10 protein-coding genes, 2 tRNA genes and 1 rRNA gene are annotated in these 12,821 nt (G+C 61.1%); 10 read left to right on the forward strand and 3 right to left on the reverse strand.

The features are described 5' to 3' along the window. The first annotated feature begins 94 nt into the window (after nucleotides 1-94). From PPGU16_RS28380 to PPGU16_RS28410, 7 genes are all read left to right on the forward strand, one after another. The gene (locus tag PPGU16_RS28380; RefSeq protein ID WP_180723684.1) at nucleotides 95-1,192 is read left to right on the forward strand and encodes an ABC transporter substrate-binding protein; all 1,098 of its coding nucleotides are present in this window, start codon (nucleotides 95-97) and stop codon (nucleotides 1,190-1,192) included. Beyond that, nucleotides 1,189-2,139 carry an ABC transporter permease gene (locus PPGU16_RS28385; RefSeq protein WP_180723685.1) on the forward strand — a complete coding sequence of 317 codons (951 nt, stop codon included), beginning with the start codon at nucleotides 1,189-1,191 and terminating at the stop codon, nucleotides 2,137-2,139. The genes PPGU16_RS28380 and PPGU16_RS28385 overlap by 4 nt, the downstream gene beginning before the upstream one ends. Then, nucleotides 2,139-3,014, forward strand: a complete 876-nt coding sequence (locus PPGU16_RS28390; protein WP_180723686.1) for an ABC transporter permease — start codon at nucleotides 2,139-2,141, stop codon at nucleotides 3,012-3,014. Before PPGU16_RS28385 ends, PPGU16_RS28390 begins: the two co-directional genes overlap by 1 nt. A gap of 43 nt (nucleotides 3,015-3,057) precedes the next feature. Continuing rightward, complete coding sequence (locus PPGU16_RS28395) at nucleotides 3,058-4,146, forward strand: ABC transporter ATP-binding protein (protein WP_180723687.1); 1,089 nt, start codon at nucleotides 3,058-3,060, stop codon at nucleotides 4,144-4,146. A 233-nt stretch (nucleotides 4,147-4,379) separates the two neighbouring features. After that, on the forward strand, nucleotides 4,380-5,159 hold the full coding sequence (locus PPGU16_RS28400; RefSeq protein ID WP_180723688.1) for a DUF1295 domain-containing protein: 780 nt from the start codon (nucleotides 4,380-4,382) through the stop codon (nucleotides 5,157-5,159). Between the two features lie 39 nt (nucleotides 5,160-5,198). Beyond that, nucleotides 5,199-6,296 (forward strand): SAM-dependent methyltransferase, encoded by a 1,098-nt coding sequence (locus PPGU16_RS28405; protein WP_180723689.1) that lies wholly within the window; start codon nucleotides 5,199-5,201, stop codon nucleotides 6,294-6,296. Nucleotides 6,297-6,300: 4 nt separating this feature from the next. Next, nucleotides 6,301-6,900 (forward strand): lipocalin family protein, encoded by a 600-nt coding sequence (locus tag PPGU16_RS28410; RefSeq protein ID WP_180723690.1) that lies wholly within the window; start codon nucleotides 6,301-6,303, stop codon nucleotides 6,898-6,900. Nucleotides 6,901-6,939: 39 nt separating this feature from the next. Here the strand turns inward: PPGU16_RS28410 and PPGU16_RS28415 are convergent, their stop codons facing one another. Genes PPGU16_RS28415 through PPGU16_RS28425 form a run of 3 tightly spaced genes read right to left on the reverse strand, consistent with a single transcriptional unit; the run spans nucleotide 6,940 to nucleotide 10,249 of the window. After that, entirely contained in the window at nucleotides 6,940-8,151 is a 1,212-nt protein-coding gene (locus PPGU16_RS28415; RefSeq protein WP_180723691.1) for an SAM-dependent methyltransferase, read from the reverse strand. A 2-nt stretch (nucleotides 8,152-8,153) separates the two neighbouring features. Then, nucleotides 8,154-8,951, reverse strand: coding sequence for a DUF1365 domain-containing protein (locus tag PPGU16_RS28420; protein WP_180723692.1), 798 nt, complete (start codon nucleotides 8,949-8,951; stop codon nucleotides 8,154-8,156). Then, nucleotides 8,948-10,249 (reverse strand): NAD(P)/FAD-dependent oxidoreductase, encoded by a 1,302-nt coding sequence (locus tag PPGU16_RS28425; RefSeq protein ID WP_180723693.1) that lies wholly within the window; start codon nucleotides 10,247-10,249, stop codon nucleotides 8,948-8,950. Before PPGU16_RS28425 ends, PPGU16_RS28420 begins: the two co-directional genes overlap by 4 nt. A 604-nt stretch (nucleotides 10,250-10,853) precedes the next feature. Here PPGU16_RS28425 and PPGU16_RS28430 point away from each other — a divergent pair. The 3 genes from PPGU16_RS28430 to PPGU16_RS28440 all read left to right on the forward strand — a co-directional run bounded on the left by PPGU16_RS28430 (nucleotide 10,854) and on the right by PPGU16_RS28440 (nucleotide 12,664). Further along, nucleotides 10,854-12,384 (forward strand): 16S ribosomal RNA (locus PPGU16_RS28430). Between the two features lie 65 nt (nucleotides 12,385-12,449). Then, a tRNA-Ile gene (locus PPGU16_RS28435) sits at nucleotides 12,450-12,526 on the forward strand. A gap of 62 nt (nucleotides 12,527-12,588) precedes the next feature. Continuing rightward, a tRNA-Ala gene (locus PPGU16_RS28440) sits at nucleotides 12,589-12,664 on the forward strand. Nucleotides 12,665-12,821 lie beyond the last annotated feature (157 nt).

A 12,821-nucleotide genomic window follows, 5' to 3' on the forward strand; every position in this document is an offset into this window, starting at 1 on the left:
AACCTACAGTCGGTTGTCGCGCAACGCCTTCGCACCGTGCCGCTGTGTCACGTGAGACAGGCAGTGGACATCGATTGTTCATCAGGAGACCGTCATGCAAGACATCAAACGGGGCAGAAGGCAGGCAATCAAGACGATTGGCGCGGCACTCGCGGCATCGACGTTGCCCATGCCTTTCATCAACGTGCGCGCCCAGCAGCAACAGAATTTCTCCGGAAAGACCCTGCGTCTCCTCACCTGGTCCGACGATACGGGCACCGCCGCGCTGCGCAACATCGCCGCGACCTTCACCGCGAAGACGGGGGCGAAAGTGATCGCCGACCGCGCTGACGGGACGTCCGGCATGGTCGCGAAGGTCAAGGCAGCAGGCGACCGTCCCACGTACGACGTGATCACGCTGGCAGGCGTCGGCGCGGCCGGTCTCGGCGACGCAGGCCTGCTCGTCAAGCCGGATCTGGACAAACTGCCGAACCTGAAAGACGTGTCGCCGCAATACCGCACCGGGGCGAACGGCTTCGGCGTCGGTTATCTGCTCTGGTCGGATGGGCTGATTTACAACACGTCGACGGTCAAGACGGCGCCCGACTCGTACGAAGCGCTGTGGGACCCGAAATACGCGGGACGCCTGTTCCTGCCGCCGCCCGAGTGGGCCGAGGCAGTCGATCTCGCGATCATCGCGGCGAAACTCGCGGGCGGTTCGCAGCAGAACATCGATCCGGGTTTCAAGAAGCTTGCGCTACTGAAAGATCATGTGATGACGCTCGGTGAAAACCCGAATCAGGTTGCCGATCTGTTTCGCACCGGCTCGCTCGATATCGGCGGCATTTATTCACCCGCGTTTTTCCCCGCTCAGATCCGCAAGCCGGAGTACAAGATGGGCGTGACGTACGGGATGAAGGAAGGCTTCGCGACGCAACTCATGTTCACCGTCATTCCGAAGTCGCATCCGGGCGATGCCGATCTGATCCACGCGTTCATCAACCATTCGCTCGATGCAGGTGTGCAGGGCCGCATGGCCGCCGACGTCCTGAATGGCCCGGTCAATTCGAAGGCCATGATTCCCGCCGAGAGCAGCGCCTATGTGCCGAGCCCGAAGCAGATCGCCGAAAAAGCGGTGCTGCATGACGACAAGGCACTCGCGGCCGTGCAGCCCGCATGGATCAAGCGCTACACGGAGATCTTCTCGGCATGAACGGCATGCCCGCGCTCTTTTCGCGGCGCGGGCGCGCTGACGTCGCGCCGGCTGGGTCGACGGGCGTGCCCGGCGGGCACGCCGCGAGCGCTGCCGATGCCGCGTCCGCGCGCGCGAGGCCGTGGCTGCTGCTTGCGCCGATTCTCGTGTTTCTCGCCGTGCTCGCCGCAGCCGCGCTGGTCGTGGTGCGAATGAGCTTCGGTGTCTCAGGGAACGAGTGGCGCGCGTACACGCTGCACAACTATGTCGAACTCGCCGACAGCTACTTCGTCAAGTCGCTGTGGCTGACGCTGCGGCTCGCTTTTCAAAGCATGGTGTGCGCGGTGCTGCTCGCCATGCCCGTTGCGCTTGCGATGGCGCGCACCGAGTCGCGCTTCGTGCGGCGCCTGCTGCTTGCGGGCGTGCTGCTGCCGCTGCTCGTCAATCTGCTGTTGCAGGGCTACGGGTGGCTCGTGATTCTCGGTCCCGCCGGGTTACTCAACCATGCGCTGCTCGGCAGCGGTCTCGTGTCGCGTCCCGTCATGTGGCTCTATCGCGAACATGGCGTATTGCTCGGTCTGATCCAGACCGCGTTTCCGCTGGCCGTGCTGCCGATGTCGAGCGCGATGCGTGCGATTTCCGTTTCGTATGAAGAGGCCGCGGCGACGCTCGGCGCGACGCGCTGGCAAACCATGCGCGACATCGTGCTGCCGCTCGCGATGCCCGGCATCGTTTCCGGCGCGCTGCTCGTGTTCGCCTATAACGCAAGTGCGTTCGCGGTGCCGCTGCTGCTCGGCGGGCGGCGCGTCCCGATGCTCGCGGTGCTGGTCCACGACCAGGTCTCACCGCTGCTGAACTGGCCTGCGGCGTCGGCATCGGGCGTCGTGCTGATGGTCGCCACGCTTTCGTTGATGGCGCTGTCGCAATGGCTGCTGCGCCGCATGCGGCGTCTGGAGGGTTCTGCCTGATGAGTACGCAAGGTGTGTTACCGCGCCGGCCGTTGGGCGCGCTGAGACCATCCTCGACGATGCCGGGCCGGCTTGGCAAGATGGCGGCTCTGTCGGCTGCGATCGTGCTGTTTCTGGCGGCGCTTCCCATTCTGACGATGATCGCGATGTCGTTCAGCGCGGCCGATACGCTCGAATTTCCGCCGCAGGCGTACAGCTTGCGGTGGTACCGCGCGGCATGGCACACGTTCGTTTCGCCTGATGCCAGCGATGCGCTGTCGATGGGCGCGGCGCTCGGCACGAGCCTGCTCGTCGCCGTATCGACGATGATCATTGCGACGCTCGTATCCGTGCCCGCTGCGTACGCGTTGAGCCGCTACCGTTTTCGCGGTAAGCGGCTGGTCGAACAACTGGTCGCGCTGCCGCTCGTCTATCCGCTCGTCATGCTGGGACTGTCGTTGCTGCTGGTGTTCAACGTTCTGCCTGTCGAACTCGGCGTGTTCCGGCTGATCATCGCTCACGTGATTCTCGCGTTGCCGTTCACGGTGAAGAATTGCGCGGCTTCCGTTGCGTCGATCGGGCCGGAGTTCGAAGAGGCGGCATACGTGATGGGCGCGAGCCCGCGACGCGCGCTCGTCGATGTCGTGTTGCCGCTGATGCGGCCGGGCATTCTCGCTGGCATGCTGTTCGCGTTCATCATCTCGTTCAACGAATTCACGGTGACGTTCTTTCTATATGGCATCGACACGATGACACTGCCTGTATGGCTGTATAGCCGCACGGTGTCTTCACTCGATCCGACCGTGTTTTCGTTCGCGGTGTTCGTCGTCGCAATCGACTTTGCGCTGATCTGGCTGCTCGAAAAGCTGGTGGGCGACAAAGGGATCGCGCTGTGATCCCATTCATCGCGCCTTGCCGCGAAACGGACTGGAAACTGTCATGACTCATCTCACGCTGCAGGCCGTCACGAAACGCTTCGGTGCCGCGCAGGCGGTCGACAACGTCGACCTCGCCATTCCAGAAGGCAAGCTGGTGTGTTTTCTCGGCCCATCGGGTTGCGGCAAGACCACGCTGTTGCGGATGATCGCCGGGCTCGAACAGCCGACGTCGGGAGCGGTGATGTTCGCCGGTCGCGATATTACGCACCTGAGCGCGAACCGGCGTGATTTCGGCATGGTGTTCCAGTCGCTCGCACTGTTCCCGCATATGACCGTCGCGGAGAACATTGCGTATCCGCTCAAGTTGCGCAAGACGGGCAAGAGCGAGCAGGCGAAGCGGGTTGCCGAGCTGCTCGAACTGATCCAGTTGCCGCATATGGCCGGGCGGGCCGTCACCCAGCTTTCCGGTGGGCAGCGGCAGCGCGTGGCAATCGCCCGTGCGATTGCGACCTCGCCGAAGCTGCTGTTGCTCGACGAGCCGCTGTCGGCGCTCGATGCAAAGTTGCGCGAGGCGATGCAGATCGAAATTCGCCTGCTGCAGCAGCGGCTGGGCATCACGACGATCATGGTCACGCACGATCAGCGCGAAGCAATGACCATGGCCGACCTCATCGTCGTGATGGAGAAAGGCCGGATCGCGCAGGTCGGCAAGCCGCTCGATATCTACCGCGACCCGGTCAGCGAGTTCGTGGCCGACTTCATCGGCCTTGGCAACATCTTGCCCGTGACGAACGACGAGAGCGGTAAAGTGCGCCTGCCAGGCGGGCAGCAGATCGTCGTCGCCAATACGGCGCCGATGTCCGTCGCGTCCGGCGATATCCGTCTTCTGATCCGGCCGGAAGATGTGCATATTCAGTTGGGCGTCGACCAGGCCGTCCACGATACGAACAGCGTCCGGGGCACGGTACGGTTCATTCGCGATGTCGGCGCTTCGCTCGAAGCGACGATCGAATGCGCAGGCTTTACGCTGACTGCTGCGACCACACCGCGCGAAGTGCCGGGACTTGCACCCGGCGTGCCGGTGCTTGCGGGGTTGCCGGCGCATGCGTGCAAGCTCATCTCTGCGCATGGGGTGCGCGCTTCGGCCTGATGCGGTTTCGCGTCAGGCTGGTTGCGGTAGACATGCTGCCTGCAACCGTTCTTCTGGTATCCCACTCTTAGCGGTTCTGCGCGTTGAAGCGCGGGGAACCGATTCAAATCCGCGACACGGCCCCAGCGGGGGCACGCTGTTTGCGCGCCTTCTTCGCGCGATGCATCCACGCGCTGTCATTGCACGTATAACCTGTCGATAACGCATTTGCTGATTTACGTTAGGAGCTTTTGATGTCTCCTGCTGCCGCAGCGTCGATCGCGTTCGTAGTACTCGTCGCGTTATTTGCTGCTTTCTGGGCGTGGCAACTGAAGAGCGCGAACGCGGGGATGATCGATCCGATATGGGCTTTCTCACTGGGTGCCATTGCAGTGTTCTACGGCATGGCGAGCCACGGCGATCCGCTTGTCCGTGCGCTCGTTGCGGCGGGAGGCGGTATCTGGGGCGTGCGCCTTGGCTGGCATTTGTGGCGGCGTAACGCGGGCAAAAGCGAGGACCCGCGTTATCACCGCTTCCGCAAGCAATGGGGCGCGGCCGCGGGACGAAAGATGTTCTGGTTCCTCGAATTTCAGACGCTCATTTCGATGGTGCTGTCATTGGCGTTCGCCGTGCCCGCGTGGCGTGCAGAGCCGCCTTCCGCTGTATGGGTCGCGATTGCGGTGTCGATCTGGCTGGTGTCGGTAGCCGGCGAAGCCGTGGCGGACAGCCAGCTCCGGCGCTTCGTCGCCGATCCTGCGAATCGAGGCAAAGTGTGCCGTGTCGGCCTGTGGCGCTATTCGCGGCACCCGAATTATTTCTTCGAGTGTTTGCACTGGGTGGCGTATATCGCGCTGTCGATCGGTTCGCCCTGGGCGTGGTTGACGCTGCTCCCGCCCGTGCTGATGGCATGGCTGCTGATGAAGCTCTCCGGCGTGCCGATGATCGAAGCGCATCTGGTCCATTCGCGTCCGGGTTACGCCGAGTACATGCGCGAGACCAGCGCGTTGATACCGTGGCCGCCGCGACGCGGCTGACGCCTGCGACGCTTTCAATACACCCGAACGGTGACCGCCATGACATTTACGGCAACTCAGCCTTCGATGGGTAACCCGCTTCGTGCGAAAGAAGACTGGCTCATCCATGCATGCGAACGCGGATGGATACCGGATCGCGCGATCCGCTTTGGCATGCGCCGTCTGATGCGGCAACGTCTGATCGAAGAAGGCGCATCGGACGGCGAGCTGCGTTCGCAACGATTCAATTCGCTACGGGATGAGTTGCGCGCGAGTCCTATCGCGATCGAAACGGATGCCGCAAACACGCAACACTACGAATTGCCCCCATCGTTCTTCGAGGAGCATCTCGGGCCGCACCTGAAGTATTCGTGCTGCCTGTATCCACGCGGCGACGAGACGCTCGGGCAGGCGGAAGAGGCGATGCTCGCGCTCTGCGCGGAACGGGCACAAATCGAAGACGGGCAGACCATACTCGATCTCGGTTGCGGCTGGGGCGCGCTGGCGTTGTGGCTGGCCATGCATTATCCGAATGCACGCATCGTCGCTTTGTCGAATTCGCGCAGCCAGCGCGAATTTATCGAGGCGCGTGCAGCGTCGGCGGGCGTGACGAATCTGCGCGTCGTGACGGGTAACGTTGCCCAGTTCGATTTCGAAAGTGAATTATCCGCCGGCTATTTCGACCGCGTGCTGTCGGTCGAGATGTTCGAGCATATGAAGAACTACGGCCTGCTGCTGGAACGCGTTGCGAACTGGATGCGCCCCAATGGAAAACTCTTCGCCCATATTTTCGCGCATCGAACACTCGCTTATCACTTTCAGACCCGGGACTCGACGGACTGGATGTCGAAGTACTTTTTTACCGGCGGCACGATGCCTTCGGAAGCCTTGTTGCTGCACTTTCAGAACGACCTCCGGATCGACCGGCAGTGGTGGATAAGCGGCGCGCACTACGCGCGCACGGCGGAGCAATGGCTTGCGAATCTCGATACGGCACGGGAGCGCGTCATGCCAGAACTGATCCTGACATACGGAGAGCGTGACGCGCGACTCTGGTTCCAGCGCTGGCGTATGTTCTACATGGCGGTGGCAGAACTCTTTGGTTATGCGCAGGGCAATGAATGGGGCATTGCGCACTATCTGTTCGACAAGCGGTGATGTGATGAAAGCGACACGCATTGCTCTGGCACTGGCCGCCGTCGCGGCGACGGCCATTCTGATATCGGCGTGCTCGCAGTCGCCGCCTAATCCCAATCCGCGCGCAGACGTACCACTCAAGCCCGCGAGCGTCGATCTGCCGCGCTATATGGGCCGCTGGTACGTCATCGCGATCATTCCGTATTTCCTTGAGAACAAGTACGTGGGCAGTTATGCGGAATGGTCGCTGCGCGAAGACGGAAAGATCGACGACCGCTACACCGCGCACAAGAGAACATTCGACGCGTCGCCGTCGAAGTTTCATTTCGTCGACAGCGTCGTGCCGGGCAGCGGAAACGGCGAGTGGAAGGTACGTATATTCTGGCCGGTTCATGTGACGCAACTGACGCTCTATGTCGACGACGAATACCGCTACACGCTGCTCGGTGTCGGCGACAAGAGCCTCGGCTGGATTTTCTCCCGAGAGCCGGATATGAGCGACGATGTTTATCGTTCGTTGCTCGCGCGATTCGATACGATGGGCTTCGACGCGTCGCGCTTTCGCCGCGTGCCGCAACATCCGCAGCAGATCGGCCAGCCAGGGTTTCTGTCGCAAGACGAATGACAGCCGGTTCGGGGCGCGTGTTCGACGATCACGCGCCCGTCACGGCATGGCAGTGAGGACGAATTGCCTGACGTCCGTGCGCCGTTCGGCGAAGCCCGCTTCGCAATACGCAAAGTAGAGCCGCCACGTGCGTATGAACAGATCGTCGAAACCGAGTGCCCGCACGGCGTCGAGATTCTCCTCGAAGCGTGCGTGCCAGCACTGCAATGTGCGCGCATAGTCGAGGCCGAACGATTGCGACTCGATGCATGCCATACCTGCGTGCCTTGCCGTAGCGCGAAAGCGTTCGGCGCCCGGCAGCATACCGCCCGGGAAAATGTACTCGCGGATGAAATCACTCGAGGCCCGGTACTCGGCAAAGCGCGAGTCGTCCATCGTGATCGACTGGACGAGCGCGCGTGCGCCGGGCTTCAGCATGCGCGCGAGGACAGCGAAAAACGTAGGCCAGTAGCGCTCTCCGACGGCTTCGAACATTTCGACCGACACCACCGCATCATAGATGCCCCGCAGATCGCGATAGTCGCGCAATTCGATCGTCACGAGATCGTTGAGCCCGGCTTGTGCCACGCGTTCGCGTGTCCATTCGTACTGCGCAGGCGAGATCGTCACGCCATGCACATGGATGCCCTGGCGCGCCGCGTGTAGCGCAAAGCCGCCCCAGCCGCAGCCGATCTCCAGCACGCGCATGCCGGCCCGCAACTGCAACACATCGACGATGCGCTGAAACTTGGCTGCCTGAGCGTCTTCGAGCGAACGGCTGGCATCGCCCTCGAACAATGCGCTCGAATAGGTCATCGTCGGGTCGAGCCAGAGTGCGTAAAACGGATTGCCCAAATCGTAGTGCGCGTGCACGTTGCGCTGGCTGCGCCGACGCGTGTTGGGACGCAGCCAGTGGCGCAATCCATAAAGCAGACGCGCAGGGGCGCTGCCCGATATGGTGCGCGGCAATGCGGATTCATTGCGAATGGCGAGGCGCGCCAGCGCCACGATGTCAGGCGTATCGACCCACCGCGCGCGGTACGCTTCGGCAAATCCGATGTCGCCCGCCTGCAGGATCGCGCGGCACGCCCGCCAGTCGTGCACGATGAGTTGCGCGCCGGGATGGGCATGGGGATCGCCGTACACGCGTTGCTGGCCGCCGGGCGTCGTCAGGACGAGATGGCCGACGCGCAAACGGTCCAGCAGCGCGAGAAACAGGCGGGCGAACAGGGGCGCTCCGCCGGCGGCATAGAAGGCGCGTGAGAACGTCATGGTCACGATTCCTCGTTGATCGTTGTTGGATGTGTGTGAGTCGAGGGCGGCTGGCTGCCGTAGAACGGCACTTTCTTGAGCCACAGGCGCAGCGCCTGCCAGTGAATGCGTGCGATGACGCCGACCGTGAGCAGCGGTTGCCGCATGAGTGCGCGCAGCGCGTGCCCGCGAGTGAGCGGGCGCTTCGCGAGCGAGATGGCGGTGCGGATCAGGAGCCCTTGCGCGTCGTAATAGTCGATGAAAATCGAAGATCGGCGCTCGCTTTCGTGGATACGGAATGCGTAATGTCCTTCGACGCCGCAAAACGGCGATACGTGTAGCTTCTTAATGCAGTGAAGATGGGTGTGCGCGTCGATGGGTCCGTTGTCGCCCGCTTTGAGCAGATAGGCGTGACGTTGCCCGAACGTGTTGCGCACTTCAGCGAGCAACGCGCGCAGATTGCCGTCGCGGTCGTGACAGAGCCAGAAGCTGACGGGGTTGAACGCGTAGCCGAATACGCGCGGGCAGGTCTGCAGCCAGATGGCGCCGCCGTCGAGGTCGATGCCCGCGTCTGCGAGTTTGCCGCGTATCCACAGGAGCGGATCGGTGCCGTCGCATGCGCCGTAGTCGCGCATGCGCAGGCTCAACGGCCGCAGCCGGTCGATGCCTAGCCACCAGCTATCCAGCTCATGAAGCCTTGCCAGATCGCAACGGACGCAGAACACGGGATAGACGAAGCGATGATGCGCGGGGCGCAGCCGCTCGTGCATCACGCGCCCGGACAACAGCCATCCAGCGCTATCGGATGAATGGTCGCTCATCGTACGCACCACGACGGTTCGACGCCGAAGTCGCGGGCAATGCGCAGCGCCGATTTCAGCCCGTCTTCATGAAAGCCATACCCTGTCCACGCGCCCGCAAACCATGTGCGTCTCGTGCGCTGTATCGAAGGAAGGCGGCTTTGCGCTGCGACGGCCGCGCTGTCGAGCAGTGGATGGTCGTAGTTGAAGCGCTTCAATACCGATTCGGGCGAGGGCGGCCGCGACGGATTGAGTGTCACGATCACCGGCCTCTGGAAGGGCAAAGGTTGCAGGCGGTTGATCAGATAGCTCACGCAGACCGGATGCGTGCCGTCCACACCATGCGACGACACGTAGTTCCACGCGGACCATATCCGCTCGCGACGCGGAAGCAAGGCCAGATCGGTATGTAGCCACGCGATATTGGGTTGATAGCGGATCGCGCCGAGCACGTGGCGTTCGTCGGGCTCGGGGTCGGCGAGCATGCGCAGACTGTCGGGTGCGTGCGTGGCGAGAATCACCGCGTCGAAGCGCTCGCAGCCGGATACGCTCGTTACGTGAACGCCGCCTTGCTCGCGGCGTACTGCGAGGACAGGCTCGTTCGTGCGCACGTCGTCGAGTGTGGCGATGATCCGGCGCACGTATTCGCGTGCACCGCCTTCCACCGTTTTCCAGCGGGGGCGGCGATTCACCTGCAACAGCGCATGGTTGAGACAGAAGCGCAGAAAGGTCTCGGCAGGGAAACGCAGCACGTCAGAGGTTGCGCACGACCAGATGGCGGCGGCCATCGGCAACAGATAGTGTTGTCTGAACGGATCGCCGTAGCGGCCCGCCGTCAACAGGTCGCCAACGGAGTATCCGCTGGCCGATGCCGCCTCGAGATGCCTTTCAGCCGCGGAATTGAAACGCACGATATCGCGCAACATGCCGAGAAAGCTGGGCGAAAGCAGATTGTGCCGTTGGGCGAAGACGGTGTTCAGACTGGTGCCGGCCCATTCGAGTCGTCCGTGGTCGAGCGAGACGGAAAATGTCATGTCGCTTTCGTGTGACGTGACACCTAGCTCGTTGAAGAGCGCGATCAGGTTGGGATAAGTGCGATCGTTGAAGACGACAAAGCCCGTATCGACGGGATGGGTGAGGCCGTCCAGTTCGACGTCGACCGTGTTGGTGTGGCCGCCGGCGTAAGCGGCGGCTTCGTAAAGCGTCACGCGATGGCGACGCGCCAGCAGATACGCACTCGCAAGTCCAGCGATGCCGGAGCCGATGACAGCAACACGGCTCCCCGGCGGAACGGGATGAGTTTCCGTCTGCACATCCATTGCGTGTTCTCCATCGGCGGCGCGTCATTCCTCTTTTACGCACGGCAACAGCAGACGGATGCAGCCATGCGGCGGGGTCCTCCCGGATCTGCCGGCGAAGCATCCGTTGCACGCGAATACCTGCACCGATGCGAACCGCGTCGGGAGCGTGACTTCGCGCGAACGTCCGGATTCCTTGACCCGTAAAAAATATAGCCGGATATGGTGGGCAGAAATGGAACAGGAATGGGACGCCGACAGAGAGTGTCGGGCTCAAGTGTCCGCGTGCGCCTAATAAAGTGGCATCGCAATCTTTTCGTAGATCGTGCGAAATAAGTGCTTGACAGCCCCCTGGGGGTTCCGCATAATTCGGCCTCTCCAAACGACGGAGACGCAGGAAAGCAGCAGAAAACAGCGGCTTTTTAGCGAATGTTCTTTAACAATCAACAGCCGATAAGTGTGGGTGCTCGATGGCGGCGCGCGGTGACTTTCGGGTCACTGAATAGCGAAAGTAATCGAGTCTCACACAGAAGTAATTGAGGAAGGTTTGAGTAATCAGATCTTTCGTCAGTGATTTTGAGTGAGCGACCGGTTCTTAAATGAACCGAAAAACAGTAACAGGTTTGAACTGAAGAGTTTGATCCTGGCTCAGATTGAACGCTGGCGGCATGCCTTACACATGCAAGTCGGACGGCAGCGCGGGGGCAACCCTGGCGGCGAGTGGCGAACGGGTGAGTAATACATCGGAACGTGTCCTGGAGTGGGGGATAGCCCGGCGAAAGCCGGATTAATACCGCATACGCTCTATGGAGGAAAGCGGGGGATCTTCGGACCTCGCGCTCAAGGGGCGGCCGATGGCAGATTAGCTAGTTGGTGGGGTAAAGGCCTACCAAGGCGACGATCTGTAGCTGGTCTGAGAGGACGACCAGCCACACTGGGACTGAGACACGGCCCAGACTCCTACGGGAGGCAGCAGTGGGGAATTTTGGACAATGGGGGCAACCCTGATCCAGCAATGCCGCGTGTGTGAAGAAGGCCTTCGGGTTGTAAAGCACTTTTGTCCGGAAAGAAAACCTCCGTCCTAATACGGTGGGGGGATGACGGTACCGGAAGAATAAGCACCGGCTAACTACGTGCCAGCAGCCGCGGTAATACGTAGGGTGCAAGCGTTAATCGGAATTACTGGGCGTAAAGCGTGCGCAGGCGGTTCGCTAAGACCGATGTGAAATCCCCGGGCTTAACCTGGGAACTGCATTGGTGACTGGCGGGCTAGAGTATGGCAGAGGGGGGTAGAATTCCACGTGTAGCAGTGAAATGCGTAGAGATGTGGAGGAATACCGATGGCGAAGGCAGCCCCCTGGGCCAATACTGACGCTCATGCACGAAAGCGTGGGGAGCAAACAGGATTAGATACCCTGGTAGTCCACGCCCTAAACGATGTCAACTAGTTGTCGGGTCTTCATTGACTTGGTAACGAAGCTAACGCGTGAAGTTGACCGCCTGGGGAGTACGGTCGCAAGATTAAAACTCAAAGGAATTGACGGGGACCCGCACAAGCGGTGGATGATGTGGATTAATTCGATGCAACGCGAAAAACCTTACCTACCCTTGACATGTACGGAATCCTGCTGAGAGGTGGGAGTGCCCGAAAGGGAGCCGTAACACAGGTGCTGCATGGCTGTCGTCAGCTCGTGTCGTGAGATGTTGGGTTAAGTCCCGCAACGAGCGCAACCCTTGTCCCTAGTTGCTACGCAAGAGCACTCTAGGGAGACTGCCGGTGACAAACCGGAGGAAGGTGGGGATGACGTCAAGTCCTCATGGCCCTTATGGGTAGGGCTTCACACGTCATACAATGGTCGGAACAGAGGGTTGCCAAGCCGCGAGGTGGAGCCAATCCCAGAAAACCGATCGTAGTCCGGATCGCAGTCTGCAACTCGACTGCGTGAAGCTGGAATCGCTAGTAATCGCGGATCAGCATGCCGCGGTGAATACGTTCCCGGGTCTTGTACACACCGCCCGTCACACCATGGGAGTGGGTTTTACCAGAAGTGGCTAGTCTAACCGCAAGGAGGACGGTCACCACGGTAGGATTCATGACTGGGGTGAAGTCGTAACAAGGTAGCCGTATCGGAAGGTGCGGCTGGATCACCTCCTTTCCAGAGCTTCGCGTCTCAAAGTTGAGCGCTCACACTTGTCGGCTGTTAATTGAAGACAGGCTCAGGGGTCTGTAGCTCAGTCGGTTAGAGCACCGTCTTGATAAGGCGGGGGTCGATGGTTCGAATCCATCCAGACCCACCATTGCCTTGTCTGGTGTGGCTGCTGATGTAGCTGGCTGGATATGCCCTGTGCGCTGTATGACTGGGGGATTAGCTCAGCTGGGAGAGCACCTGCTTTGCAAGCAGGGGGTCGTCGGTTCGATCCCGTCATCCTCCACCAATTCCCAATGCCTAGCGTTCAGTGCGAACTGAGCATTAAGCATTGGCAATTGAGCCAGTCAGCAAGTGATTTAAGGCATAGCGCCTTATATCGGCTGTCGTTCTTTAACAATCAGGAAGAAGTAGTAAAGAGATTCACGAAAGCGTGCTTAGAGATG

Source organism: Paraburkholderia largidicola (genome assembly GCF_013426895.1).
GTDB classification, from domain to species: Bacteria; Pseudomonadota; Gammaproteobacteria; order Burkholderiales; family Burkholderiaceae; genus Paraburkholderia; species Paraburkholderia largidicola.

Excerpts from the sequence above, each read along its gene's own strand:
- PPGU16_RS28380 (WP_180723684.1), top strand. The coding sequence starts at position 95 with ATGCAAGACATCAAACGGGGCAGAAGGCAGGCAATCAAGACGATTGGC.
- PPGU16_RS28415 (WP_180723691.1), bottom strand. The coding sequence starts at position 8,151 with ATGACGTTCTCACGCGCCTTCTATGCCGCCGGCGGAGCGCCCCTGTTC.
- PPGU16_RS28425 (WP_180723693.1), bottom strand. The coding sequence starts at position 10,249 with ATGGATGTGCAGACGGAAACTCATCCCGTTCCGCCGGGGAGCCGTGTT.
- PPGU16_RS28405 (WP_180723689.1), top strand. The coding sequence starts at position 5,199 with ATGACATTTACGGCAACTCAGCCTTCGATGGGTAACCCGCTTCGTGCG.
- PPGU16_RS28395 (WP_180723687.1), top strand. The coding sequence starts at position 3,058 with ATGACTCATCTCACGCTGCAGGCCGTCACGAAACGCTTCGGTGCCGCG.
- PPGU16_RS28410 (WP_180723690.1), top strand. The coding sequence starts at position 6,301 with ATGAAAGCGACACGCATTGCTCTGGCACTGGCCGCCGTCGCGGCGACG.
- PPGU16_RS28385 (WP_180723685.1), top strand. The coding sequence starts at position 1,189 with ATGAACGGCATGCCCGCGCTCTTTTCGCGGCGCGGGCGCGCTGACGTC.
- PPGU16_RS28400 (WP_180723688.1), top strand. The coding sequence starts at position 4,380 with ATGTCTCCTGCTGCCGCAGCGTCGATCGCGTTCGTAGTACTCGTCGCG.
- PPGU16_RS28420 (WP_180723692.1), bottom strand. The coding sequence starts at position 8,951 with ATGAGCGACCATTCATCCGATAGCGCTGGATGGCTGTTGTCCGGGCGC.
- PPGU16_RS28390 (WP_180723686.1), top strand. The coding sequence starts at position 2,139 with ATGAGTACGCAAGGTGTGTTACCGCGCCGGCCGTTGGGCGCGCTGAGA.